This is a genomic window from Nostoc sp. NOS(2021), assembly GCF_017115025.1.
Lineage (GTDB): Bacteria > Cyanobacteriota > Cyanobacteriia > Cyanobacteriales > Nostocaceae > Nostoc.
Genome location: NZ_JABXKM010000109.1, coordinates 8913 through 34023 on the forward strand (window position 1 = coordinate 8913; position 25111 = coordinate 34023).

At 41.9% G+C, this 25111-nt stretch carries 32 protein-coding genes and 2 pseudogenes; 18 read left to right on the plus strand and 16 right to left on the minus strand.

The annotated features are described in order from the left end of the window. Nucleotides 1-173: 173 nt before the first annotated feature. From HWQ41_RS13605 to HWQ41_RS13635, 7 genes are all read right to left on the minus strand, one after another. Nucleotides 174-476: a type II toxin-antitoxin system RelE/ParE family toxin gene (locus tag HWQ41_RS13605; RefSeq protein ID WP_292763466.1), complete on the minus strand. Its 303-nt coding sequence runs from the start codon at nucleotides 474-476 to the stop codon at nucleotides 174-176. Further along, nucleotides 473-739, minus strand: a complete 267-nt coding sequence (locus tag HWQ41_RS13610) for a type II toxin-antitoxin system ParD family antitoxin (RefSeq protein ID WP_292763467.1) — start codon at nucleotides 737-739, stop codon at nucleotides 473-475. Before HWQ41_RS13610 ends, HWQ41_RS13605 begins: the two co-directional genes overlap by 4 nt. A gap of 259 nt (nucleotides 740-998) precedes the next feature. After that, nucleotides 999-1361: an aspartyl protease gene (locus HWQ41_RS13615; protein WP_292763469.1), complete on the minus strand. Its 363-nt coding sequence runs from the start codon at nucleotides 1359-1361 to the stop codon at nucleotides 999-1001. Next, the gene (locus tag HWQ41_RS13620; protein ID WP_292763470.1) at nucleotides 1358-1675 is read right to left on the minus strand and encodes a hypothetical protein; all 318 of its coding nucleotides are present in this window, start codon (nucleotides 1673-1675) and stop codon (nucleotides 1358-1360) included. Before HWQ41_RS13620 ends, HWQ41_RS13615 begins: the two co-directional genes overlap by 4 nt. A 257-nt stretch (nucleotides 1676-1932) precedes the next feature. Then, a complete protein-coding gene (locus tag HWQ41_RS13625) occupies nucleotides 1933-3519 on the minus strand; it encodes a glucose-6-phosphate isomerase (protein WP_292763472.1) in 1587 nt (528 codons plus the stop codon). A 112-nt stretch (nucleotides 3520-3631) separates the two neighbouring features. Beyond that, on the minus strand, nucleotides 3632-3889 hold the full coding sequence (locus tag HWQ41_RS13630; protein ID WP_292763473.1) for a cytotoxic translational repressor of toxin-antitoxin stability system: 258 nt from the start codon (nucleotides 3887-3889) through the stop codon (nucleotides 3632-3634). Nucleotides 3890-4131: 242 nt separating this feature from the next. Then, a complete protein-coding gene (locus HWQ41_RS13635; protein ID WP_292763475.1) occupies nucleotides 4132-4329 on the minus strand; it encodes a hypothetical protein in 198 nt (65 codons plus the stop codon). A 260-nt stretch (nucleotides 4330-4589) separates the two neighbouring features. Here HWQ41_RS13635 and HWQ41_RS13640 point away from each other — a divergent pair, with 260 nt between their 5' ends. The 7 genes and pseudogenes from HWQ41_RS13640 to HWQ41_RS13670 all read left to right on the plus strand — a co-directional run bounded on the left by HWQ41_RS13640 (nucleotide 4590) and on the right by HWQ41_RS13670 (nucleotide 8520). Continuing rightward, entirely contained in the window at nucleotides 4590-4817 is a 228-nt protein-coding gene (locus tag HWQ41_RS13640; protein ID WP_292763477.1) for a hypothetical protein, read from the plus strand. Nucleotides 4818-4840: 23 nt separating this feature from the next. Next, a complete protein-coding gene (locus tag HWQ41_RS13645) occupies nucleotides 4841-5974 on the plus strand; it encodes a branched-chain amino acid ABC transporter permease (protein WP_292763479.1) in 1134 nt (377 codons plus the stop codon). After that, entirely contained in the window at nucleotides 5964-6746 is a 783-nt protein-coding gene (locus HWQ41_RS13650; RefSeq protein WP_292763481.1) for an ABC transporter ATP-binding protein, read from the plus strand. Before HWQ41_RS13645 ends, HWQ41_RS13650 begins: the two co-directional genes overlap by 11 nt. Nucleotides 6747-6794: 48 nt before the next feature. Beyond that, nucleotides 6795-7027: pseudogene (locus tag HWQ41_RS13655) on the plus strand (type II toxin-antitoxin system HicA family toxin). Continuing rightward, nucleotides 7024-7248, plus strand: coding sequence for a type II toxin-antitoxin system HicB family antitoxin (locus tag HWQ41_RS13660; protein ID WP_292763483.1), 225 nt, complete (start codon nucleotides 7024-7026; stop codon nucleotides 7246-7248). Before HWQ41_RS13655 ends, HWQ41_RS13660 begins: the two are co-directional and overlap by 4 nt. Nucleotides 7249-7327: 79 nt before the next feature. Next, nucleotides 7328-7882, plus strand: a complete 555-nt coding sequence (locus tag HWQ41_RS13665; RefSeq protein ID WP_292763484.1) for a YfbM family protein — start codon at nucleotides 7328-7330, stop codon at nucleotides 7880-7882. A gap of 62 nt (nucleotides 7883-7944) precedes the next feature. Next, on the plus strand, nucleotides 7945-8520 hold the full coding sequence (locus HWQ41_RS13670) for a Uma2 family endonuclease (protein WP_292763485.1): 576 nt from the start codon (nucleotides 7945-7947) through the stop codon (nucleotides 8518-8520). Between the two features lie 38 nt (nucleotides 8521-8558). Here the strand turns inward: HWQ41_RS13670 and HWQ41_RS13675 are convergent, their stop codons facing one another. Next, the gene (locus HWQ41_RS13675; protein WP_292763487.1) at nucleotides 8559-8711 is read right to left on the minus strand and encodes a hypothetical protein; all 153 of its coding nucleotides are present in this window, start codon (nucleotides 8709-8711) and stop codon (nucleotides 8559-8561) included. A gap of 100 nt (nucleotides 8712-8811) precedes the next feature. Here HWQ41_RS13675 and HWQ41_RS13680 point away from each other — a divergent pair, with 100 nt between their 5' ends. Both HWQ41_RS13680 and HWQ41_RS13685 read left to right on the plus strand, forming a co-directional pair. After that, nucleotides 8812-9681, plus strand: a complete 870-nt coding sequence (locus tag HWQ41_RS13680) for a substrate-binding domain-containing protein (protein ID WP_292763489.1) — start codon at nucleotides 8812-8814, stop codon at nucleotides 9679-9681. Nucleotides 9682-9798: 117 nt separating this feature from the next. Then, complete coding sequence (locus HWQ41_RS13685; protein ID WP_292763490.1) at nucleotides 9799-11763, plus strand: ATP-binding protein; 1965 nt, start codon at nucleotides 9799-9801, stop codon at nucleotides 11761-11763. An 18-nt stretch (nucleotides 11764-11781) separates the two neighbouring features. On the opposite strand, the gene HWQ41_RS13690 is transcribed toward HWQ41_RS13685, so the two are convergent. The 4 genes from HWQ41_RS13690 to glpX all read right to left on the minus strand — a co-directional run bounded on the left by HWQ41_RS13690 (nucleotide 11782) and on the right by glpX (nucleotide 15635). Further along, the gene (locus HWQ41_RS13690) at nucleotides 11782-12372 is read right to left on the minus strand and encodes a Uma2 family endonuclease (protein WP_292763491.1); all 591 of its coding nucleotides are present in this window, start codon (nucleotides 12370-12372) and stop codon (nucleotides 11782-11784) included. 26 nt (nucleotides 12373-12398) lie between these two features. Next, entirely contained in the window at nucleotides 12399-12977 is a 579-nt protein-coding gene (locus tag HWQ41_RS13695) for a metalloregulator ArsR/SmtB family transcription factor (protein ID WP_292763492.1), read from the minus strand. A gap of 100 nt (nucleotides 12978-13077) precedes the next feature. Beyond that, nucleotides 13078-14364: a glutamyl-tRNA reductase gene (locus tag HWQ41_RS13700; RefSeq protein ID WP_292763493.1), complete on the minus strand. Its 1287-nt coding sequence runs from the start codon at nucleotides 14362-14364 to the stop codon at nucleotides 13078-13080. Between the two features lie 233 nt (nucleotides 14365-14597). Next, nucleotides 14598-15635 carry a class II fructose-bisphosphatase gene (glpX, locus tag HWQ41_RS13705; RefSeq protein ID WP_292763494.1) on the minus strand — a complete coding sequence of 346 codons (1038 nt, stop codon included), beginning with the start codon at nucleotides 15633-15635 and terminating at the stop codon, nucleotides 14598-14600. Nucleotides 15636-15990: 355 nt separating this feature from the next. Here glpX and HWQ41_RS13710 point away from each other — a divergent pair. From HWQ41_RS13710 to grxD, 7 genes and pseudogenes are all read left to right on the plus strand, one after another. Then, nucleotides 15991-16590, plus strand: a pseudogene (locus tag HWQ41_RS13710) (DUF981 domain-containing protein). A gap of 48 nt (nucleotides 16591-16638) precedes the next feature. Then, nucleotides 16639-16953, plus strand: coding sequence for a glutaredoxin 3 (gene grxC, locus HWQ41_RS13715; RefSeq protein WP_292763495.1), 315 nt, complete (start codon nucleotides 16639-16641; stop codon nucleotides 16951-16953). Nucleotides 16954-17212: 259 nt separating this feature from the next. Continuing rightward, a complete protein-coding gene (tadA, locus tag HWQ41_RS13720) occupies nucleotides 17213-17698 on the plus strand; it encodes a tRNA adenosine(34) deaminase TadA (protein WP_292763497.1) in 486 nt (161 codons plus the stop codon). 112 nt (nucleotides 17699-17810) lie between these two features. After that, nucleotides 17811-18569 carry a 1-acyl-sn-glycerol-3-phosphate acyltransferase gene (locus tag HWQ41_RS13725; protein WP_292763498.1) on the plus strand — a complete coding sequence of 253 codons (759 nt, stop codon included), beginning with the start codon at nucleotides 17811-17813 and terminating at the stop codon, nucleotides 18567-18569. Nucleotides 18570-19260: 691 nt separating this feature from the next. Beyond that, nucleotides 19261-19866 carry a hypothetical protein gene (locus tag HWQ41_RS13730; protein WP_292763500.1) on the plus strand — a complete coding sequence of 202 codons (606 nt, stop codon included), beginning with the start codon at nucleotides 19261-19263 and terminating at the stop codon, nucleotides 19864-19866. Nucleotides 19867-20106: 240 nt separating this feature from the next. Continuing rightward, nucleotides 20107-20364 carry a BolA family protein gene (locus HWQ41_RS13735; protein ID WP_292763501.1) on the plus strand — a complete coding sequence of 86 codons (258 nt, stop codon included), beginning with the start codon at nucleotides 20107-20109 and terminating at the stop codon, nucleotides 20362-20364. 96 nt (nucleotides 20365-20460) lie between these two features. Continuing rightward, on the plus strand, nucleotides 20461-20784 hold the full coding sequence (gene grxD / locus HWQ41_RS13740) for a Grx4 family monothiol glutaredoxin (protein WP_292763503.1): 324 nt from the start codon (nucleotides 20461-20463) through the stop codon (nucleotides 20782-20784). Between the two features lie 536 nt (nucleotides 20785-21320). Here grxD and HWQ41_RS13745 read toward each other — a convergent pair. Beyond that, nucleotides 21321-21569: a DUF6761 family protein gene (locus HWQ41_RS13745; RefSeq protein WP_292763505.1), complete on the minus strand. Its 249-nt coding sequence runs from the start codon at nucleotides 21567-21569 to the stop codon at nucleotides 21321-21323. 103 nt (nucleotides 21570-21672) lie between these two features. On the opposite strand from HWQ41_RS13745, the gene HWQ41_RS13750 reads away from it, so the two are divergent. Next, the gene (locus tag HWQ41_RS13750) at nucleotides 21673-21867 is read left to right on the plus strand and encodes a hypothetical protein (RefSeq protein ID WP_292763506.1); all 195 of its coding nucleotides are present in this window, start codon (nucleotides 21673-21675) and stop codon (nucleotides 21865-21867) included. Between the two features lie 284 nt (nucleotides 21868-22151). Further along, the gene (locus HWQ41_RS13755) at nucleotides 22152-22925 is read left to right on the plus strand and encodes a response regulator transcription factor (protein ID WP_292763508.1); all 774 of its coding nucleotides are present in this window, start codon (nucleotides 22152-22154) and stop codon (nucleotides 22923-22925) included. 89 nt (nucleotides 22926-23014) lie between these two features. On the opposite strand, the gene HWQ41_RS13760 is transcribed toward HWQ41_RS13755, so the two are convergent. From HWQ41_RS13760 to HWQ41_RS13770, 3 genes are all read right to left on the minus strand, one after another. Continuing rightward, nucleotides 23015-23818 carry an ATP-binding cassette domain-containing protein gene (locus tag HWQ41_RS13760; RefSeq protein ID WP_292763510.1) on the minus strand — a complete coding sequence of 268 codons (804 nt, stop codon included), beginning with the start codon at nucleotides 23816-23818 and terminating at the stop codon, nucleotides 23015-23017. A 46-nt stretch (nucleotides 23819-23864) separates the two neighbouring features. Beyond that, a complete protein-coding gene (locus tag HWQ41_RS13765; protein ID WP_292763511.1) occupies nucleotides 23865-24431 on the minus strand; it encodes a hypothetical protein in 567 nt (188 codons plus the stop codon). 102 nt (nucleotides 24432-24533) lie between these two features. After that, entirely contained in the window at nucleotides 24534-24995 is a 462-nt protein-coding gene (locus tag HWQ41_RS13770; protein ID WP_292763512.1) for a DUF4079 domain-containing protein, read from the minus strand. Nucleotides 24996-25111: the final 116 nt, after the last annotated feature.

Consider the following 25111-nt stretch of genomic DNA (forward strand, 5'->3'; position numbering starts at 1 on the left):
TCATCTTCAGCTTTGCGTCTAGCAAGTTCTTCTGGTGGTAAAGTGTGTTCTGGAAAGATTCTGCCTCGACGTGCAGGTTGTTTTGCAGTTGATTCAGTCATAGTAATTAACCCTATTTATTAATGCTGCCTTAATTTTATTTTACAAGAAGATAAAGGCGATAAAACATCAACTTACTCATTTGATTCTGCAAATAAAGATTCCAAGTTTTGATAACCACTAACTACACGGACAATTTCAATTCCACTATTTATAACTCGATAAAGAATAATGTAATTATCCAAAGGTACACCGTGCAAATCAGGTTTAATATTTCCGTAGCTGCGTCCCATCTTGGGGAAATTAGCTAAATATTTACACTTTTTATCAAACTTTTCAACAAAATACTCTCCAGCATCAATATTTATCCTGACAAAGTAATCAATAATTTCTGATAAATCCTGACTGGCTTTTGGAGAGATAATATGTTGCTTCATCCTTGTAATTCTCTCGCTTGACGCAGTTTTTCTCGCAATTGTTCAACTACAACTTCTCCATCAATACCTTCCCCTCTATCCAGTTGCTCAATAGCAACCTCAACTTTTTCGCGTGTTTCTTCAACCCACTGCTGATAACCTTTTTCCCACTCTAATAGCAACTTCAAGGCTTTACTAATCACTTCTTCGGGATTCGCATATCTACCTGTAGCAATTTGCGCTTGGATAATTTCCTCTAGTTCAGGTTTAATTTGGATATTCATGATTTATATTCCAGTTTATTGATAGCTTTAAGATTATTATAACAACATTTAAAATCAGATAATTTGAATAGCGTAGGCGTAGCCCGCCGTAGGCATCGCTTTTACTTTCTCCGCGATTTACCTATTAACCAAAGATAGCAAAATATGTTTCTTTTCTTCCCTCTGCGTTCTCTGCGCCTTCTCTACGAGACGCTGCGCGAATGCGGTTAATTTCAAAATAACTGAAGTGCGATCGCGTAGCCAGCCGTAGGCATCGTAGTTATCCCAAAGTTAATATACCAGCCTGATAATTAACTACCAACGGCAGAATTTTTAACCATTCTGAACCTAACAAAACTTCTGTAATTTCATCCCCTGCATAAACAGGGATTTCATACTCTTGTTCGTTTAATATCAACTTGCCTGAATATATTTTAAACAAGGTTTCACCCTGTGCAGTTCGCAAAGTTTCCTTACCAATATAAGCCCAGTCCAAACTCTCTAAATCTTGTTTGTTAATAGCCAGAAAACCTGTGAAACCAGTATCTAACATGGTATCCACAGGCAAATTTAATCCATCATAAGTTATTAACTCAATTTCAAAAAATAGTTGCCCCTTTTCCCCAAATTTACCCTGAATCATATTGTGCCAGTAGTTCCCGTTTCATTCAGACAAAAAACACAGTGGTCAGTATTTGGGTACTTTTCTAGGGCTTTTTTATGAGCTTGCATTTTATCTGCATCAATCAAGTAATCACCACTACTTGGCTCCACAGCAATATACCAGCCATAGTGTTCCTGAATCAAATCGGGACGCACACGCTCAAAAATTGCACGACAACGCCGATAAAATACTTCATCTTCAGCTTTGCGTCTAGCAAGTTCTTCTGGTGGTAAAGTGTGTTCTGGAAAGATTCTGCCTCGACGCGCAGGTTGTTTTGCAGTTGATTCAGTCATAGTAATTAACCCCATTTGTTAATGCTGCGTTAACTTGATTTTACAGAAAGATAAAGGCGATCGCTTTTACTTTCTCCGTGATTTACTAGTTAAGCGATGTGGTTCAAATACATGAAAACTGCTGTAATTACGAATTATGAATTATACGGTGAAGCATCCTAGACTGAAGATATATCTTCTATCTAGGATGCTTCACAATAAAAAATTGTTGCTGATACAACAATTATGGACAAAATATGATATTCACACTAGAGCTATCAGCTAGCAGAAACCGTCAAACTGCCAGGTTTCTGAAGATCACCTTGCAAAACCACACCTCGCTGATTGGCGTGGATATGACGCAAAATCTTGTAAATTGCCTCAACTTGCTCTGATGCGCCTGCCTTAGAAGCGAGTTCGTCAAGAGAAAGGGGAGTTTTTTCTTTTTGTAGCACTGCTACCACTCGTGTTTGCAAATCGAGAATGGAGGCGGCAGCTTTTTTGCCAGCTTCTACCCCTGGTTGATGGTAGGCGTTGACGTTGACTAAACTAGCGTATAAACCAACAGCACGTTCATACAAAGCAATTAATGCCCCTACAGTTCGGGGGTTAACTTGGGGAATCGTGACTGTAATCGAATCGCGGTGATTTTCATAAAGCGCTTGTCGGGTTCCTTGGAGAAAACCGGAAAGATAATCGCCTGATGTAACTCCCGGATCTATTTCAGCGGATGGGCCCTGACGATCTTCCAACACTTCGATGAAGGTAGCAAAGAAATTCGCTACACCCTCGCGTAACTGCTGGACATAAGCGTGTTGATCTGTTGAGCCTTTGTTGCCATAAACGGCGATGCCTTGATGGACAATGTTGCCATCTAAGTCTTTTTCCTTGCCCAAAGATTCCATTACCAGCTGTTGCAAATAGCGACTGAATAAAAATAAGCTGTCCTTGTAAGGTAGAACAACCATATCTTTTTCGCCCTTTCCGTTACCAGCAAAGTACCAAGATAAGGCTAATAAGGCTGCTGGGTTATTTTTCACATCTGGGACGCGGGTAGCGTCATCCATTTCTTTTGCACCATCTAGGATGGCGCGAACATCAATGCCCTGCAATGCCGCTGGTACTAGCCCCACAGCAGACATTTCGGAGGTGCGTCCTCCTACCCAGTCATACATGGGAAATCTGGCCAGCCAACCTTCGTCTTTAGCGAGTTTATCGAGGTTGCTATCAACGCTGGTAATAGCTACCGCATATTGGGCAAATTCCAAATTGTGTCCAGCGTAGGCTTTTTTAACTTCAATCATGCCGTTGCGAGGTTCCGGCGTTCCCCCAGATTTGGAGATCACCAATACCAAAGTGCTGTTGAGGCTATTTCGCACATGATTGAGAACGCGATCGATTCCTGCCGGATCGTTGTTATCGATAAAGTGAAGTTTCAGGGGCGGGAAATCAGGAGCGAGGGCTTCAGCGACAAATTGGGGGCCGAGGGCGGAACCACCAATTCCAATGGAGATAATATCCGTGAAGCGGCTTGCTCTGGGAGGATGAATCGCACCTGTTTGGACTTTTTCAGCAAAGGCTTCGATTTGTTCTAGGGTTTGGACAATTTCTTGTGTAAGTTCTGGAGTTGGCGCTAAATCAGGATTTCGCAGCCAGTAGTGTCCAACCATGCGGTTCTCATCGGGATTTGCGATCGCACCCTTTTCTAGTTGAGCCATATCCGCAAACGCCTTGTCAAACTTCGGACGCAACGAATCCACAAAGGCATCATCGAACCGTATCCGACTCACATCTAAGTACAGTCCTAATCCCTCGTGGAAATATAACCAGTTTTGGTATCGTTGCCAAAGTGCCCTAGCATCCATAGGGAAATCTCAAATAAAGTGTTTTTCAAAAACCAGTTTAATGGAAGGTGATGGCAATCCCTGCCTAGCCTTATACTGTTTACAGTTTTAAGTATTCGCTTAACTCCTCTCCTTATACATCTGGCATAGGGATGACACGCAGAAATTTCACAATTTCACCCCTGATTTCTATACCAATCAGATAATTATCGAGGGTGAAGCGGTGAAAAATGCCTTCACTATCAAGCTGTCGTAGTTCTTTTAAATCAGTCAGCTGCCACTTTTGAGCTAACTCAATAAAGACAAAATCATACACCCGCTCGTAGGCAGCAGGTTCTAAATTCTTCAGGTCTAGCAAAAAAGACCTTGCATAGCGCATTTCCAGAGTCACTAGGCGTTACCTTAACCAAAACTTGAGATGACGACACCAAAAGAGCGCTGAGTTGATAGTGCTGAGTCAAGAAGCAGTACTAAGACTTACAATTTTGCATCTGGATCTAAATCCTCTGGCTTTAGCTCTAAATAAATAATAAACAAATTTCTTCCTAACTAATCCCTTAGTTTTAATTATGGGCTACTACTCAGGACTTAGCACTGGCTCAACCCTAGCTATCCGCTAACAGCACTACTGAATCAGAAAAACATCAACAATCTTATCGCTTCTTCATGGGTTAAGATATCCCACGGTTGCTGCGATCGCTTGACTTGTTGTATAGCTTTGAGCATATAAAAGTCATAATGTAAAGCTTCGAGAACGTTCCAAATGTCTTGTAAATCGTCATCGGCTAACTGCTCGATTAAGTGATGCATTCTAAGTCGCAGCAAATTCATACGTTAATTATTCCCTACTGGAAACACCAACAATAAATAGTATTCCCACAAAATTAGCTCCGCTCAAGCTACGCTAAAATTTATTGCCTAGAGCATCGATTTAATAATCAAAAACCTAACCCCCCAGCCCCCTTGCCTACTAGCGTTGGGGGAGTCAAACTCCCCTCTGGGTTTCAAAGAGGGTTGGGGGAGAGGTTCTTCTAGAATTACTCAATTGGTGTTCTAGTACCAGAGGAGAGAGCTAGCAAGTCTCCGAGAGCTTGGCGATTGAACCTCTGAGCTTGGCGATTGAACCTCTGAGCTTGGCGATTGAACCTCTGAGCTTGGTGATTGAACCTCTGAGCTTGGTGATTGAACCTCTGAGCTTGGCGATTGAACCTCTGAGCTTGGTGATTGAACCTCTGAGCTTGGTGATTGAACCTCTGAGCTTGGCGGTTGAACCTCTGAGCTTGGTGATTGAACCTCTGAGCTTAACTCCTAACTCCTAACTTCTAACTCCCCGCTCCAAAACATGGTTGAATATCTCATTTTCTTAGCAATTTCTACAGCAATTTTCGCTCTATTCGCACTAGGACTCAACTTGCAGTGGGGCTTTACGGGGTTAATTAACTTTGGTCATATTGCTTTCATGACTCTGGGAGCATATACAACGGTATTGTTAAGCTTAAAGGGCGTCCCCCTACTGATATCGGCAGTAGCTGGCGCAATTGTCGCTGCCTTCTTGGGTTTGGTAATTGGTTTTGCGACTCTACGCTTGCGGGAAGATTATCTGTCAATTGTCACTATTGGGACAGGGGAATTAATTCGTTTGGTGGTAAATAACCAGGAATTACCTGTGGGTGACACCTGGATTTCTGGGGCGTTTGGTGTGCAAAGTTATCCCATACCCCTATCCACAGAGCCGAATTTGTTTGTCAGATTTGTGATGATTGGGTTGTTAACGCTACTAGCTGCTGTAACTTTCTTTACGTTGTGGCGATGGATTCGCACCACCCAAATATCTCGGACTACTGATTTAGGCAAAAGGATGACTAGCAAACAAGAATTTGCGTCGCGCTTGGGTGTGGGAATTGTGTTAGCAGTTTTGGCAGCAGCGATTTATATTTCTGGGGTGATCGGACTGTACAATTACAACCCAAAAGCGGGTTTAATGCTGGTATTACTGCTGGTTTTAGCATTTGTATACTGGCGGTTAGAAATTTTGGTGCGATCGCCTTGGGGTAGAATTCTCAAAGCCATCCGCGAAGATGAAGAAATTCCCAAGGCGCTGGGAAAAAATGTCTTTTGGTATAAATTACAATCTCTCATGCTTGGAGGTGCGATCGCGGGTATCGCTGGTGCTTTCTTCGCTTGGCAACTCAGCGCCATTTATCCTGACAATTTCCAACCGCAGATCACTTTTGACACTTGGATCATGGTGATTTTAGGTGGTTCTGGCAATAATGTTGGCACAATCTTAGGTGCGGTAATTTTCTTTGCTTACGATGCGCTGACGCGGGAAGTCTTACCTAGAATTGTTCCCCTTGATGAAGCACGTTTAGGTGCATTTCGGATCATGGTAATCGGACTAATTTTGATGATACTGATGATTTGGCGACCTCAAGGTATTCTAGGGAAAAAGGAGGAACTCACTCTTGGTAAATAACCAGTCATCGCCACTTCCTCTTTTGGTAGCCACTGGACTTTCTAAAAGCTTTGGTGGTATCAAAGCAGTTCATGAGGCGAAAATCGAAGTTCCTAAAGGCAGCATTACGGGCTTGATTGGCCCCAATGGTGCTGGTAAAACTACTTTATTTAACTTACTCTCAAACTTTATTCGTCCAGATAAGGGACGAGTGATTTTTGACGGCGAACCGATTCACAACTTGCAACCATATCAAATCGCCCAGCAGGGAGTAATCCGCACCTTTCAGGTTGCACGGACTCTTTCGCGGTTGTCGGTGTTAGAAAATATGCTGCTGGCGGCGCAAAAACAAACGGGTGAAAATTTTTGGCAGGTGCAGTTACAACCGCACGTTGTCGCTAAGGAAGAAAAGCAACTCCAAGAACGAGCAATGTTTCTATTAGAATCAGTGGGTTTGGCAAAAAAAGCAGACGATTATGCTGGTGGTTTGTCTGGCGGACAACGCAAGCTGCTAGAAATGGGACGGGCGCTGATGAGTAATCCCAAGTTAATTTTGTTGGATGAACCAGCAGCTGGGGTGAATCCGAAATTAATTGATGATATTTGCGATCGCATTATCACTTGGAACCGAGAAGACGGGATGACCTTTCTGATTATTGAACACAACATGGATGTGATTATGTCGTTGTGCGATCGTGTTTGGGTACTTGCCGAAGGGCAGAATTTAGCCGACGGTACACCCGCAGAAATTCAAACTAATCCCAAAGTTTTAGAAGCTTATTTGGGAAAATAAACTTCTATGAAATGTCTAAATAATCTTGGGTAAAAGGCAAATTAGTATATGCCCAAGAAAATTAGAGAACTGAAAAGTTTATTACTGCGATCGGGGTTTACCTATATAAACCGGCAAAGGGAAGTCATAGCAAATGGATACATCCAAAATTATCTAAAGCTATTATCATTGCTGGTAAAGATGGTAGTGACGCTAAACCATATTTAGAAAAGCAGGTTAATGAAGCACTAGAAGAATTAAATAAGATAGAAGCAGAGGAAAAGGAGGAACCAGAAGCATGAAATATACAATATTAATTCAATGGTCAAATGAAAATGAATGTTATGTAGTTTCATTACCTGATTTCCCGGATATTATGCAGCCTTGTACTCATGGAGACACTTATGAGGAGGCTTTAAAAAATGCTCAGGAAGTCTTAGAAATGTTAATTGAATCTTACTTAGAAGATGGTCAGCCTTTACCAGATCCACAAACATTAGGTAAGTCTTTAAAAGTGGCTTAATTGTCAAACAATTTTGGATTTTAGATTTTAGATTTTAGATTGACCCCATGCCTAAAGTCATTAGCTTGGAGTACATATTATGGGTATTACAGCTAGCTATAAACGCATTACGCCACAAAAGTTTGCAGAAATTCAGAATGATATTGAAGCGGCAGCATCTTTCTTCGAGCTTGATTTAGATGATTTAGATTTTAGTAATCCACAGGCAATGATTGCCAAACTACAAGAGCGGCGAAGTAATAAACATTACTTCAGGCTTGAAGATTGGCACGCACTACATTTTCTTCTCACTGGAGAGTCAAATTTAGACGATACCCAAACATCACCACCTCTTTGTAATGTAGTCATGGGAGGTACGCCGACGCAGTTTGAAGCAGGTTACAGATTTGTACGGTATCTCACACTTGAAGAGGTTCGAGATGTTGCCGATGCTTTAAGTCAAACTTCTGTTGAAGAATTGAAGAGGCGATTTAATTCTACTGTATTTAATGCAGCAGAAATTTACCCAAATCCTAGCCCTGGAGGATGGGACGAAGAAGAGATAGAGACGTTGTTTGAACTATATCCAAAATTGGTAAGGTTTTTTCAGAATGCTGCTAAAGAAGGTGATATTGTTTTGCTCTCATCTGATTAATTTTTTTGGAAATTTGGCTCTTGTTAAAATCGAGTTGTATATCTCAGTGGAAAAAGCTTTTTATGTCAATGATGACAGTCAGAGATTTAGAGCAAGTTCAAACAGCTTTTACCGAAGCAGGCTTAGATTACCAGCTGGAACTCGAAAATGGGAAAATTTCAATTATGGGCCCATCAGATATTGTATCCAGCGAAATCAGTAGTCGTCTCATCGCTTTTCTCTTTGCTTGGATAAATCCTCGTCGCTGGGGAAGAGTGTTTGATTCTGCTGGCGGTTTCATTATGCCAGATACAAACCTCAAAGCACCCGATGTTTCCTTTGTTCGCGCTTCCCGACTTCTCCAAAGTCCTCGTTACTTTGGAGAACTTGTCCCTGACTTGGTGGTAGAAATTAAATCTCAGAGCGATAAAATTAAACTTATAGTAGCCAAAATTCTGAAATTTATAGAACTAGGAGCGATCGTCGGCATTCTGATTGATCCTGATGAAGAGACAGTTACAATTTATCGCTCTACAGGCGAACCGATAGTTTTAGAAAATGGCGATACTTTAACGATACCAGAACTTTTTCCCGGTTGGGAATTGCCCGTTACTGAATTGTGGCCTCCTATCTTTACCGAGGAAGAAACACAAATTTAGTTAAGAACTTTCGTAGCTACTCGCTAAACAATTCCAAGTTAATTTTGTTGGATGAACCAACTGCTGAGGTGAATTCGAGGTTGATTGATGATATTTGCGATCGCATTATCATTTGAAACCGTCAAGATGAGATGACCATGAAAGCCACAGATCCCCGACTTCTTTGAGAAGTCGGGGATCTTGTTGATCACAAATAATTTTGTCTTGCTATAGATTTTATGATTATTCGGGAATACTAAGCTATGAAAGCCTAGAACTGATATCGGATTTTGGATATTTGAACACTCACTTATGAAAAAGATTGCTGACTCAATAATCATCGGAATCATCCTGCTTGGACTTTGCAGTTGTACCTCAGTCAAATCCACTGATCCAATAAATTCTAATCAAGTTATCAGCCAAGCTGATTCTCAAGCCCCAAAAATTATCAAAATTGGTGCTTCCAGTTCAACAGTAACGGTTTTAAAACTTTTAGCACAAGCTTATCAATCCCAAAATAAAACTGTCAAAATTGAGTTTATCTCCAATAGCCAATCGGAAGGTGCGATCGCAGCCCTAAAAAACGATATTATTGATATCGCTGGTAGCAGTCACCAACTCAAACCAGAAGAAGATAACGGTAAAGTTCAATATCGTGAACTGGCAAAAGATTTGTTACTTGTCGCCACTAATAACAATATTAAAGGTGTGACAAACTTATCAACCAAGCAATTAAAAGCAATTTACAAAGGTGACATCACAAATTGGCGAGAATTAGGTGGTGCTAATGCAGACATTGTAGTGTTGGATAGACCCGAAGACGAGTCAGCGAAAAAGTTATTGCGAAAATATTATTTGGGAGAAGAGAAGACCACAACTAAAGCCGTGATTTTGAGCAAAGAGGGAGAATTGATCGAAACCTTACAAAGTACTCCTAATTCCATCGGCACTTTTTCTTTAGCGTCTTCCCTCATTAATCAATTGCCTGTCAATCATCTCAGTCTCAATGGTGTTGTTCCCAAAGCGGAAAACTTCGCCAGTGGTCAATACCAAATGGTGCGTCAGATAGGCATTATCTGGGAAAAAGCACCTTCAGCACCTACTCAGGGTTTTATTGATTTTATCTTTAGCAAAGAAGGTAAAAAACTACTACAAAATAATGGCTTTGCTCCTGCCAAATAAATTCGGAATTACGAATTACGAATTATTGTTGAATGTGCCATGCAGAGATTTTTCAGGGGGCTGAGACTTAGCCAAAAAATTGTTCTACCGTTGCTTGCAGTTTGTCTGAGCGTATTCATGCTGGGCTTGGTAGTATTAGGACATTGGTTTACGGATAGTTTGCAGCAGAATTTTAGCCAACAAATCGAAAGTTTTGCCGAACGAGTTTATCAGGATTTTCAGTATGAACAGCAAACCCTAGAAACTGAAATCCAGCTAATTGGTAATCGAGATATCCTGAATCAGGCTGTTGAACAGCGTAACCAAGGGTTGCTTTTGCAGATATTACTACCACTTAAGTCTGTTTTGAAATTGGATTGGATTAAGGTAATCGATACTCAGGGCAATGTCCTCATAGATTTACGCAACAACTCTTTGAGTCAAGCCAAGTTTCTAGACGAAGTAATTACCAGCACTGCTAGTAAAGGAGCGCATTTAGTCGATTTGGTAGATGTAGAAGGTGGGCAACAGGTTCTACAAGTGGTAACAAATGAGATAAAATCATCAGCAGGACTCTTAGGAGCAATCATCATTGGTAATTTAGTAGACGATACCCTACTGCAAAAAATTGCTGCGGGTTCCTCTAAACACCTGATTGTCCAGATACAAAATCGTGTAGTTGCGGCAACATTCTTGGCAGCCAAAGCTCGAACTTGGCAATTTCCTCCTCCTAATTTGCCTGCTACACGAATCACTATTGATAACAAAAACTATTTAGCGAAAAGCATCGTATTTACAGGAGCGAGTCAGTCTTTAACAATCACAGTGTTGTATTCCATCTCGCTGCTAGAGGTTGCTCAATATAAGTTATGGGAACATTTAGGACTGTTATTTTTGTTGGGAAGCAGTATCTTAACAGTTGTTGGGTTTTTAATTGCGCGAACAATTACTCGTCACTTAAAAGCTGTCACACAGGTGGCACAACGAGTCACCCAAGAATCTAATTTTGATCTCCAAGCTCCCGTAACGACTGAAGACGAGGTTGGAATCTTAGCCATTTCTTTTAACCAGTTAATTCAACAGGTAAAGCGACTGCTAGCAGAACAATATGAAGCGAATCAAAAGCTAGAGTTTTACAGCCACACACTAGAAGAAAAAATAGAAGAGCGAACGCAAGCACTGCGACAAAAAAATATCGCTCTCAAGGATACTTTACAGCAACTCAGGCATACTCAATCCCAATTGATCCAGAACGAAAAAATGTCCTCTTTGGGGCAATTGGTTGCTGGTATTGCTCATGAAATCAATAACCCAGTTAATTTCATCTATGGCAATCTCAAATATACTGATGATTACACTCAAGAGTTGCTGTCGTTACTTCAACTTTATCAAAAGTATTACCCTAACCCAGAACCAGAAATTCAAAATGCTAAAGAAGAAGCTGATATTGAATATTTAACAGAAGATTTACCTAAAATCTTGACTTCTATGAAAATTGGAGCCGAGCGCATCCAGGAAATTGTTCTCAGTTTGCGAATCTTCTCTCGTTTGGATGAAGCCGAGTTTAAAACTGCTGATATCCATGAAGGGATTGACAGCACTCTATTAATTTTACAACACCGGATCAAATTCCAAAGCGTAGATGCAAAGCAGCTTGTCGATAGACATCGCCCTCAAATCGCAGTGATTAAAGACTATGCTGAAATCCCTAAAATTAAGTGCTTTGCAGGACAATTGAATCAGGTATTTATGAACGTCTTGGCAAATGCCATTGATGCTTTAGAAGAGGCTTTTCAAAACGGGCTTTGTCCAGAACCTATAATTCGGATTTCTTCAGCCCAGGTGAATGAAAATCTCGTTGTTCATATTACTGATAATGGCATAGGGATTCCAGAAGCAATTCAGTCACGTCTATTTGACCCCTTTTTCACCACTAAACCTGTTGGCAAAGGTACTGGTATGGGATTATCAATTAGCTACCAGATTATTACTGAAAAACATGGTGGCTCATTACGGTGCATTTCATCACCGGGAAAGGGTGCAGAGTTTGTGATTACAATTCCGATTCTACCCGACTCTATAAGTCCGAGTAGCAGTTTTTGATAACTCTAAATTTATTTTTTAATCTTCGTTATTTTCGGCAAAATTGACTTGCTCGTAAAGGTCGCGCAATTCAATTTGAAAATCAACCGTTTGCAGTGATAAAGTTGCAGATTCATGTTCAAATTCAGTAAATGACCATTGACTCTCCGCAGTTTTTACATACTGCATCACATGATACTGATATTGGTCAATTAAAATATATTCCTTGAATTCTGGAATAGAGCGATAATAAAGAAACTTATCGCCTTGGTCATAATTTTTAGTCGATTTAGATAAAACTTCAGCAATTAACATCGGGTTCATCACCGTTGTTGTGCTGGTTCCTGTATAAATAGGTTGTCCCTCAATCACCATCACATCGGGATAAGTATACTGCCGATAACGGGGTATCCATAAACGCACATCACCAATATAAACATCATAATTTTTGCCTCTCAAACCAAACTTCAAATAAGCATAAAAGTTGCCTGCAATTTTATTATGATTTGTAGTGCCACCCGTCATTGGTAAAATTTCTCCATCACGGTATTCGCTTTTATATTCCGCTTTTTCTTCAATTTCTAAATACTCTTCAGGTGTGTAATAGAATTTTTGTGTTTCTAACTGCATAAATATACAACCTATGATTGTGCGATTTATTCATCTTTCATATCTATTGTTGTACGCCAATAAACCCCATCCTCTCGCTGCATTAACTGGCAAGCAATCAACTCCCGTCGCAGGGTGGCGCAGTCAAGATGGTAGCGTTTGAGAATGTCATTTACCAGGCGTTCAGGGTAGTTGACTCCTACATCAAACTGGTTTGCTAACCACTTGAGAATTACTAAACGCTTTTTGCGACTAGCAGGAATTTCTTTGAGGCGATCGCCCTCGAAATAGTTTTTCAACACTTTGCTTTCCCAAGCTTCAGTATCCACATCCTCAATCAAGGATGCTATTTTCTCAGGTGTAAAAATTTCCTTGCTAATGCTTTGCAAAGCCTCGCTATCCAATTGATATAGACGGCTATTACCTTCAGGACGCATTGTCACCAAATTTAGCTCCTTAAGTTTCGCTAAATGATGGGATACCGTCGGCTCCTTGAGTTGCAGTAGCACCGCCAATTCTTCGACGCTGCACTCCTGATTCGCCAGGATACCTACAATCTTCAATCGGCTATCATCCGCTAATGCCTTGAAAAAGCGCAGTAAGATGTTAAATTGCTCTGGTTGCATAACTAACTTCTAATTAGACATCTATCTAATTAGAAGTATATCTAATTCAAAAGCTAAGATCCCCGACTTCTCAAAGAAGTCGGGGATCTTGTTGTTCAGTTTAACTAAACTGCTCCCCTGCATCTAAGTTAAACAGCATTTGCAGAGTTTGCATACAACGCCGTCTAGCTTCAACATCTTGCTGCGATCGCAATTGCACCATCGGATCATGTAAAATTTTATTAACAATTCCCCGTGTTAAAGCTTCGATTACCTCTTGATGTTTTTCAGCAAATTCCGAACCCAATCTTGACAAAGCTTTTTCTAACTCTTGTTCGCGGATGGTTTCGACTTTATTTCGCAGACAGCTAATTGTGGTAACAGTTTCAAGAGAGCGCCACCAAATATCAAAGGCTTCCACTTCTTCTTCTAAAAGTCGCTCGGCTTCCTGTGCAATCTTCCGACGGCTTTCGTAGTTTTGCGCTACTACTGCCTTCAAATCATCCACATTAAACGCCTGCACATTTTCCAATTCATTTACATCCGCATGAACATTACGCGGCACAGAAATATCAAATAACATTAGAGAGCGCTGAACTTCTAAAACCATTTCCAATTTGGCACGGTCAAGTATTGGCTCTGTTGCCGAAGTACTTGTAAATACCAAATCGCTATCGGCAATTACAGTCATCATTTCCGAAAGCGGATGAATTTGGATCGGTTGTTGAGGAAACTGCTTTGCTAATTCTTGGGCGCGATCGCGAGAGCGATTTACAATACTAATTTGCACAGCACCTTTAGAAAGTAGGTGTTGCACCAGCAACCGCGACATTTTACCAGCACCCAGAATTACCACTCGGCAAGCAGCTAAATTTGCGACTTTAATTTGTGCTAACTCCACAGCTGCCGAACTGATAGAGACAGCGCCAGTACCAATACTAGTTTCAGTGCGAACCCGCTTACCAGCTGTCAGCGCTTGTTTAAATAATCGATTCAAAATGGTTTTTATACCGCTATATTGCTGCCCCAGTTTGTGAGTAGTCTTCACCTGAGCCAGAATTTGACCTTCTCCGAGTACCAGACTATCTAAACCACCTGCTACCCGCATAACGTGCATCACTGCATCATCATGCAGCAACATAAACAAGTGTTGTCGCAGAGAAAGCACGGGTAACTTACTGTATTCCGCAAGAAACTGCGTTATTTCTCGGATACCTTGGTCTGCTTCACTGGTAACAATGTAAATTTCCAGGCGGTTACAAGTGCTAAGAATTGCAACTTCGTCAATATGGGGATAGCTAGCTAATTGAGCGATCGCACTTTCAATTTGTGGTTCTGGAATGCTCAGTTTTTCCCGGACTTCTACTGGGGCTGTTTTATGGCTTAACCCCACCACTGCTATATTCATTTGCTAAATCGTAGTTACTAGTTGGTAGTTGGCAATCGGGCATTGAGTGAGAATAGGGAATGGGGAATTTTTGTTTATTGGTTGATAGTTTTTCCAACCAATAATTAATCACTAACTACTAACTACTAACTACTGTAAAGGTAAAGTATTTTGGTGAGTATTTTTCCGTTTTATAGAAAGATTTCTTTCCAAATACTTTGCCCCTACTTTTACCATTCCCCATTCCCAAAAAATTAGTTCAGTTGGAGAGTCTTAGGTTCACCAAACATGTGAATTGTATCAACAAATCGAGCAGTTTTCGACTGGTTGGAAATTACCAAGCTTTGAGTTCTTGCCCCGCCTTTGAAGAAGCGCACACCTTGCATGAGATTACCGCTGGTAATGCCGCTAGCAGCGAACAGAACAGTTTTACCAGATGCCAGTTCATGAGCATCATAGACCTTATCGGCGTCATTGATATTCATAGACTTTAAACGATCAAGGTTAGCTTCTCTGCTTTCTCCAATCAGACCTGTTTTTACTACTGCTGGATCGTAGATCAATTGACCTTGAAAGTGTCCACCCAAAGCACGCATTGCTGCTGCCGAGATTACACCTTCAGGAGCAGCACCGATACCCATCAGAGCGTGGATATTAGTCCCAGCAAAACCACAGCTGATGGCTGCACCTACATCACCATCTGATATTAGGGCCACTCTCGCACCAGCCTCACGAATTTCTTTAATTAAATCGTTATGGCGTTCGCGCTTCATGACTACTACTACAAGTTCATCAATACCCCGGTCTAAAACCTCAGAGAGAATCTTCAGGTTTTCCGTTGCTGACTTGTTGATATCTACTTTGCCCTTCGCTGCGGGAGGTGCCGCTAACTTCTTCATGTAAAAGTCAGGAGCAGCAAATAATCCACCCTTCTCAGAAATTGCCAAGACAGCCATCGAACCAGGTTGTCCATAAGCTACCAAGTTCGTACCTTCACAGGGGTCAACGGCGATATCAATTTCAATTAGTTCATCAGGGTTACAGAAACTTGCGGCATCTGGTTGGGTACAGATACCAACTTCTTCCCCGATGTATAGCATCGGCGCATCGTCGCGTTCGCCTTCCCCAATCACAATGCGACCGCGCATGTGGATTTTATTCATCCGCTCCCGCATAGCTTCCACAGCTACCTGGTCAGCAATGTTTTTTTCGCCCTTGCCCATCCACTTTGAGGATGCGATCGCGGCTTGCTCTACTACCTCAATAATCTCTAACCCAAGTGTATTTTCCACAGAGTTCGCCCTCTCAACTGCTTGAATTTCCGTCGTTTTATCTGGCTATTTCAGTCTTCAAGTCTACCAAAGGGCGGATACACGTGGAAGAAAGTTAAGTTTTACTGCTAACTGGTTAGAAAAGTGCCAGTTAACACATCCTTATTTTTCACTCTATAACTACTGCAGTATAAAGCGTGTTCAAAAGTAACTAAGTTAATAACTGCACAAATGGGTAGCAGTGCATATCTAGAACATCGCTTTTCTTCAGTATCTATCTTCAGGTATAAAATAATAAAGAAAAAAGCTGGTAAATTCACTAAAAACTAAAAAACGAGGTGCAGAGTAAATAACTTGTCAAATTAAGAGGTTAATCGTGTTTATCGACTACATCACACTAATGTTGATCAATATGGTAGCTGGATTATTTCTACTGGCTGACTATGTGTATCGTGGTATAGATAGTTCCAATCAAAGACAGTGGATTCCTGGATTTGGAATTACGGGTGCGTAGACGCGAAGCGGCTTGTCGCCAGACATCGCACTCACAACTGGTTTACACATGAGCTTCACCTGGCCCGTAATCGGTAGCTTTAACATTGCCTACGGTGAAACCAGTGTCTTATTTGGAATCTTGTTTGTGGCAGCGGCGATCGCACTTGCTCAAGGTTGGGATTTATTCACAATAGCAGTTTATGGTTTCTTTGCTGGTGTAGTTGCGATCGAAGTGGGTATCCGCATCATCAACTTAAATTTGACAAAGCAACCGCTTTTATCGGGAATCGGCTTTATTTTAACTGGATTAGGTGGTATCTTTGCAGCCCCAACTCTCTATTGGAAAACCAACAGAACTTGGCGACTAATTGGTGTAGCAGTGCTGATAGTAGCCGCTCTAATTTGGGCATTGACTGGATATTTGTCTTACTGGAATCATTTAGAAAGTTTCCAAAAGTGGGTTCCAGCGCCGATGCGGTAAGCAATGATCTAGGCTAGAGATATAGTTAAAACCTTGCTTAAAATCAATATGCTAGACTTTCTTAATCCCCTTTTAAATCGCCATCCAGAGCGAGTTAAAGCCAACGTCGAACTTTACACCTGGCAAACTTGTCCTTACTGCATTCGTGCCAAAATACTGCTGTGGTGGAAAGGTGTAAATTTTACTGAATATAAAATCGACGGCAACGAAGCCGCCAGAGCTAAAATGGCGGAACGGGCTAACGGCCGCCGCACTGTACCACAAATTTTTATCAATAACCAGCACATTGGCGGCTGCGATGACCTCTATCAGCTAGACACAGAAAGTCAACTCGATCCCCTTTTAGCCCAAGCCGCTATTTAGAAATCAAATTAACCCCCAACACTTGGCTTGGTCAGGACTTACGCACTCAAAACCTGAAACCTCGATCCCCCCTAACCCCCCTTAAAAAGGCAGGGTGGTTTCATACAAGCAGAGAAAAACTAAAACTGGGTTTCAAAGCCTCTCCCCCCTGGGGGAGAGGAATTGTCTCGTTCCCAGTCTCCGGTTGGGAATGCCTAATGGGAGGCTCCGCCTCTTGACTTAATGTGTTGAATTTTGAAATTTTTATATTGATAAGAATATGTTAACTAAATACACAGAATATCTTATACATCAACAATGGATGAGTTGTGCCTTAGAATTAGCAAAAGCAGCAGGTGATGCAGGTGAAGTCCCTGTAGGTGCTGTTATCATTGATTCAACTGGCAAATTGCTGGCACAAGGAGAAAACAAAAAAGAGCGCGACAAAGACCCTACCGCTCATGCGGAAATTCTCGCTCTCAAGACAGCTGCAACAACTTTACAAAATTGGCATCTTAATGAATGCACCCTCTACGTAACTCTCGAACCTTGCCCGATGTGTGCAGGTGCTATTTTACAAGCGCGTCTAGGATTACTTGTATATGGAGTAGACGATACAAAAACTGGCGCAATTCGTACAGTTATTAACATACCTGATAGCGCTGCTTCTAATCACCGCTTACAAGTAATCGGAGGCATTCTAGAGTCAGCTTGTCGTCAACAATTACAGGCTTGGTTTGCCACTAAGCGGCGTAGTGTAAACTAACGGACAGAGGTAAAACTGTCCATCTAGTACGACACAAGTTACGCAAGAGAATCTACGGTGTAACTAATCAGGCTTTTCGTTAAATTTTACCCGTCAATCAGCTGCATCCGTCATGATGGAATTTTACTCTTCATCCGATAACTGCCAGCGCACACCAGCAAATCTTCAGGTAGATAGTACTACCTCAAGAGTTTCTCCTTGGTTAAGTCCTCTGGCACATTTATTTGGGCGTCACTGCCTATTACCATTATTCTTTGGACAAATTAGAATAACCGGACAAAAAAATATCCCCACGACTGGGCCTGTGATTCTCGCGCCTACCCATCGGGCGCGTTGGGATGCATTGCTCGTACCCTACGCTACCGCTGATTGTCTGAGAGAACAAGACTTGCGGTTTATGGTGACTATTGACGAATGCCAAGGTTTGCAAGGCTGGTTTGTCCGACGTTTGGGGGGTTTTCCTGTAGATTCTAAGCATCCATCAATTCGCACGCTGCGACATGGAGTTGAGCTACTTCAGCAGAAAAAAACCTTGGTCATCTTTCCAGAAGGTAACATTTTTCGTGATGGCCAAGTTCACCAGTTGAAGCCGGGAATTGCTCGTCTTGCTTTGAGTGCTGAATCTAGTCATTCCGGGCTGGGAGTCAAAATTATACCCATAGGCATTAATTACAGCCAACCTTATCCAAGCTGGGGTACAGATGTGAGTATTCACATTGGCTCCCCAATCAGAGTAACGGATTACATGAGTGGCTGTATAAAACAAGATGCCAAAAGCATCACAGCTGATTTAGCAAAGGCACTACAACAATTAAGCCATCAAGAAACAAAAATTACTAATCACGCATTTGCAGAAATTACTAATTCTTGATCTCGTCAAACGTCAAGAGTCTCAAGACTGGCTCTTAACCATTGACCATTAACCGTGCATGATTAAGAAACTGCAAGTTTTCAAGGTTTGACATTAATTGCTAACTGCTATATTCATCCTGAGTAAGTCACAAAAGATTAGTAGTATTTTGCAACCTTTGGAGGATGTATACAGTATACATATATAGATTATCCTCTATTGACGGGAAATTCAGCCAAATTGGCATTTTTTTGAGTAAATAGCTAATAATTATCTACAAAATATAGAATTGCTTGATGAGAAATATTTTCACTATTGATGAGACAGTTAAATAAAAGTCTTTGGATTCTCCGTAAACATGACTGGTAAAAACAAAATTTTGGGAAGCGCGGACTGGGGACATCGCCATCTTTAGTGCTTTGGGAAAATTCTCCTGCCAAATATCCCAGTTAACCTGAGATAATTATTGGGGAGGAAGGTCGGTAGCCAGACAGGAGGAATTAATGCATTGAGGCAGTCTAAGGTAGGTATCGCTCATCAGGACGATTTAAGTTAGTTACTATACAAGGGTAATGGGAACTCTATTAAACCGATTTTTAGTCTAAATCAGAGATACTTAGGATGTAGCTTTGCTTTGTCCAAGACCAAAACAGAGTTAAGATACCCGAAGTTTCCATAACTTTTTTATATAGTTGTCGCACTAATTGATCCCATGAACACTGCTGCCGCTGTTACCTTGATGCACCGTACTGTTTTATCAGTCATAGCAGTCCTTAGCCTGCTATCACCTGTGAATGCTCAGGTATCACAGTCACCAGGCACTACTAGCCAACCACAACCGATTGACCCCAACGCTCCCAATAACCTTCACCCCATAACCCAAAGTAACAGCTTTTTGAGCATTGAAGGGGGCGATCGCTTAGTAAAAGATGCAGAACAAGCCGTTTCTGCTCAAAACTACCCCTTAGCTGCTAAGAAACTGGAAGAAGCACGTCAGGTTTATAATCAGCTATCTAATTTTTATCAAGAGTTAAACGCTAGCTTTTCGGGAATTGACAATAGAGTTTCTGATTCTCAGCGTCAAAAAGCTCTATTAACAGCCCAAAAGCGAGATGAAGCAACCTTTCAGCTAGCATTGGTACATCGGGCACAAAATCAGCCAGAATTAGCTGTACCGTTGTTGATTCAAATAATTAAGAGTCAAAATCCAACGCGGGATTTAGGCAAGAAAGCCTATAAACAGTTGTTTGAATTGGGTTTTGTTGATTCTCCCTATCCCAGAGAAGGTGGTAGTTCATCTTCCTCATCCCAAAAATAAATAAATTAAATTTTTGTTTCCTGTTTTTCCCCATCTCCCCCATCTTTCACACTCTCCCTGAACAGCACCTTGGAACGCCCCAGTGCTAGGATAGGATTATCTGCCCTAGCTTTACCCAGCGTTCTCAAAAATATACCTCAGAGGCGCATTTATCCCCAGCCTTGCCAAAACCTGAAGTTGGCACAGGTATTTACTCTATATCTGTTAATAATAGAAAAGTAAGTTTTTTCAGGAATTGCGATGATTAGTCCGCAGCAGGTTGAGGCAATGATCAAGGCGGAACTCCCAGACGCCCAGGTTCAGGTGCAAGACTTGACTGGTGGCGGTGACCACTATCAGGTAACAGTTGTTTCATCGCACTTTGCAGGTAAGGGACTAGTGCAGCAGCACCAGTTAATTTATGGTGCGTTGGGGCAAGCTATGTCAACTGAAGCGATTCATGCCTTGGCAGTAAAAACATATACTCCCGAAGCTTGGCAAGCAACAACAGCTTCGTAAACATAAAGTTAGGAGTTAGGAGTTAGGAGTTATGAGTTATGAATTTTTAACTCCTCACTCGTGATCGTTGAATGCAACATAGGAAACACAAATACCATGACGCCAGAACTCAAAGAGAAAATTGATAACTTGCTACAACAGAACAAGATTTTAGTTTTCATGAAGGGAAACAAGTTAATGCCCCAATGTGGTTTCTCCAACAACGTTGTGCAGATTCTCAATACCTTGGGAGTTCCCTTCGAGACGGTTGATGTTCTATCAGACTCTGAAATCCGTCAGGGAATAAAAGAATACTCTAACTGGCCGACAATTCCCCAAGTGTATATCAATGGTGAATTCCTTGGCGGTTCTGATATCTTAATTGAACTGTACCAAAAAGGTGAATTGCAGCAAAAGGTAGAAGTAGCTCTAGCTTCGTAACGTCCTATTTACAGCAAACCAGAGGATATACTGCTGAATTTGCGCTTCGCAATCAAGGCAATGTACCGTTTTTAATGTCCTTGAAAGGGGAGAGAAATAGTGTCTCCCCTTTCAACTGGGTACTGGGTACTGGGTACTGGGTACTGGGGAAGAAATTCTTTTGAGATTTGGTTGCGATCTGAATCCACATACTTATCTTCCCAATCCCCAGTCCCCAATCCCCAATCCCTAGTACCCAATCCCTAGTACCCAATCCCTAGTACCCAATCCCTAGTACCCAATCCCCAGTCCCTAGTTCAAGGGTTTTTTAATAGGTTTATGACAAAAATACTTGACCTGTCTTTGAATCGATTTCAGGCTACGTCAAAAATCCCCTCAGTCGCATTGGCAAGACCAATATAGGCCTGAGGGGATGCGTTTTATCAATACAATATCTCCAAAATCTCACACCACGGCAACCCGTTGACCAATACAGATAATATGCTATAATCATCTGCGGTAATTAACGGTTACTATCAATTACCAGGTAAATGGTATTAGTAGTAATCGGGTTGTGGCTGTGGTTGTGGCACTGCAAAATTTGATCCATCGTACAAGTAGCGGCTGGCTTCCTCTTCTAAGCGGTGAATCAGAAAAGGTTCAATCATGTTGCCATGTCGCAGTGCGGCTAGATATCCATCCAAATACATCCGCATATCATCCGTGCGATAACCGCGATTCCATAACTCGGCGAAGGCGTCGGTGAGTCTTTGGTAATAGCGGATGGTTTGTGTGTCTTGGAGCATAACTGCTGTATTAATCTCTCTGGAATGAGAATTGTAAATGATTCACGCCCAAATGTGAACTGTAATTTCACTTTGGCATCAACTCAAAGTCAACACATCTACTTTGGGTAGCACCCTCCTAGCAGCTACAAGCTACTTTAATCCTATTCCAGAAAACATCGATTCTAGTTATCTGCTAAGTTATTTTTATGATTTTCATGGTCATCAGCCCAATTGTATTGGTGTTACATTCGTGGATGTGGGCACTAATTTTGGCGAGAAAATCCACTTTCACCATCAGGTTGAAAAGCTGTTGTAGTAATGGTTCGCTGGTTGGGTTATAGATATTTGCCACATTACACCCATTAAAAGCAAAATGTTAAGCTAAAAGAACTTTTAATAAGTCTAACAACACTTTCGATAAATTTAATAAAAATTTAATAATATTTCTAATCGCCTTTCGGCAAGGCACAAATTAAAGATATTGCCACTCTTTTTATGAGGAAATGTAAAGCTAATCGCAATTGAAGTAACAAAGGCTACAAAACCTTAGAGATGGGCTTGTTACTTTGAAAGTCATCGACGCTAAGGGGTCTTGCCACCGTGGGTTCGGTTTGTATAGAAATCATTGAGGGGAATCCCCATCTGAGGTCGTTGCTGGGTTGGCACTTGCAACAACTGGAATACCGTGTGCATCAAGCTGCCAGCATTTATCAAGCAAGGGAAGTATTTTTAAGTCATCAACCAACACTGGTCGTTTTAGATGCAGACCTACCTGATGGTGATGGCATTGAGTTTTGTCGTTGGTTGCATCGTCAGCAGCAGCCTCTAATCTTAATGCTATCTGCCCGTAATAGTGAAGGTGATATTGTCGCAGGTTTAAAGGCGGGTGCAGATGATTATCTGAGCAAACCTTTTGGGATGCAAGAGTTTTTGGCACGGGTTGAGGCACTGATTCGCCGTAAGCGCACACCTACTGCACCAGCTTATTTGGATTATGGCACTTTGCAAATCGATTTAGTTCAGCGCCGTGTCCGCTTCCAGGGTGAATTCATCGACTTAACGCCTCAAGAATTCAGTTTGCTGTACGTTTTGGCACAAGCTGGGGGAGTGCCTTTGAGTAGGTCGGAATTGCTGCGTCGTGCTTGGCCTGACGCTATCGATAACCCTCGTACCATTGATACTCACGTTTTGTCGCTGCGGAAAAAGGTTGAACTTGATCCCCGCCAACCTAACTTGATTCAAACTATCCGCAATGTAGGATACCGTTTTAACATGGAAATTTTGAATATCAATATTTCACAGTCACAAACAACAAAGTTAGCTAGAGAGAGATTTAGTAATCAACGTTCAACACTTAGTAGTAGTCAAGTGTGAATGGGGCATTGGGCATTGGGCATTGGGCATTGGAGTGAGAGGAAGTAAGAAAACGACTCCTAATTCCTCTCTCCTGATTCATCCAAAATTTAAAATCCAAAATCGTCTTGAGCTTCTGCTTGAATCAAGCTTTCTCGTAATTCAACCCAGTCTATCTCAGAGACTCTTTGATTTGCCAATAAATGACCTTGCTGTAGGTGTAATAACCTAGTGCAAAACATCTGGGCTAGTTCCAGTTGGTGATTTACCATCAGAATCGTAGTTTGATGAGTTTGACTTAACTGGATTAAGACTTGTATCAGATTAGAAGCAGTACCAGCATCAAGGGCAGAGGTTGGCTCGTCTAATAATAATATTTTAGGCTGGATGACTAGGGCACGAGCGATCGCTACTAGTTGTCGTTGTCCCGCAGATAGTTGCACCTCTGTTCGCCCTAACCATTCACTGGGAATACGCAGTTGTTCTGTCCAGTGATTGATTCGTTGCTGAATTGTCTGTTTGGACAAACCACGCAAAACTAAAGGATAAGCCAAGGCTTGCCCAACTGTCATCCCCAACAGTTTTGATTCTTGCAATACAAGTGTCACAATCTGGCGTAGCTGGATGACAGGAATTTGGCGATATTCTTGATTTTCTAGATAGATTTTGCCACTCGTGGGTTCAATTAGGCGGTTGAGGAGGTGTAATAGCGAAGTTTTCCCAGCACCTACTGGGCCTAAAATGGCAATGCGTTCGCCGCAGGCGATGGCTTTGCCATCGCTCTGGAATACCTCCAAGGAAATATCCTGCAATATGGGGTATCCCTGCTGATTGCCGGGAAGTTGGGTTTTGAGCTTTGTAAATAGATTAACTTGCTCTAGCCTGAGTGTGGCTTTTGCTATGACATTATCCAAGGCGACAGGGGAGTGGGGAGTGGGGAGAAAGAATCAATGCCCAGTTCTAAGTTAATTGTCTGGTAGTTAAGGCTGTAGCGATCGCCCAGCCATCGACCAACAGTAGCAGCAGTGTGAATCCCAGTAAAATCAGGTACATCCACGGTTGTGCTAAAGGGCGAACATCTGTAGTGTCAATGCCTGTCTTTGCTTGCACAATTTGGACGAAACGAGCAAATCCGGCTACACGCATCGGTAATAAATAAGCTTTCCCATCCTGGCTGAGGAAGTAATAAACTAGCCCTCCTTGACCAGTGGTACGGGGTTTTAACTCTTTCACCTCTGACCAAGGTAATAACCAGCCTTTACGAAAAAAGCCAGGCACCCAGGCGGGGTAAGTAACCTGAATTCCCTGGTCATCTACCATTACTTGTTCAGTCAATACCCCATACAAGGCAACTAAGCCAATGCTAATCCCTAGCCACAATAATTCTGGGGGCACGGGTGCAGCTGTTACCTGCGATAAGAAGGGTAACGGGACTGTGAGCGCTATGTATAGACTCAGCAGGGTTATCCGAATCAAAGGAGACAGACGAAAAACAGAAGCTGAGATATTGGCTGAGTTTGCTGTCACGGCTCAATTACAATCTTTTTCTTCATTGTAGGGTAGGTCTATGTCATACCTTGCCTGTCGCACATCAGCTATGCCACTTTGAAAGGGCAAATTATCTATCCTTCAAGGTAAATACTTTTGCACTACAATCCAACCAGTAAGGGATACCCAGGCAAATCCTACAAACAGAATAATATTTACGCCGATGTGTAAAGGTCTAGCCCAAGGTCGTGTGGCACTAATTTGCGTGGCACTGAAAGCAGACAGTAAAACTAATGCTACCACTATCAATCCAGCGATTAGGTGTGACGAGTGACCCAAAGAACCAAAGTGACCGAAAGTGCCAACAATGCCAACCGCCAGCAGTAGTAGCACTAAACTTACCATGCTGATGCCCATTGTATAGTGGAGCGATCGCACCTCTCTATTTCCGCCCAGAAATGGGGTAATAAAAGGGAATTGCTGCGAAGTTCTCGCCCGAAACATCCAAACGCCGGTGACTGCTAACATTAGATATGCCAGCAGGGACAATCCCATCGACCAGGCGGCTATTTTCCACAACCAAAGAAATGAAGGCAGATTCATAAGATTGATTGTAGATGGAGAGAGGGGGAGATGGGGGGAGTAGTAGTGCTGAGAGTGCTGAGTGGGGAATCTCACTTCTTTACTCAGCACTCGGAACTGTTTTGCTCAATGCCCAA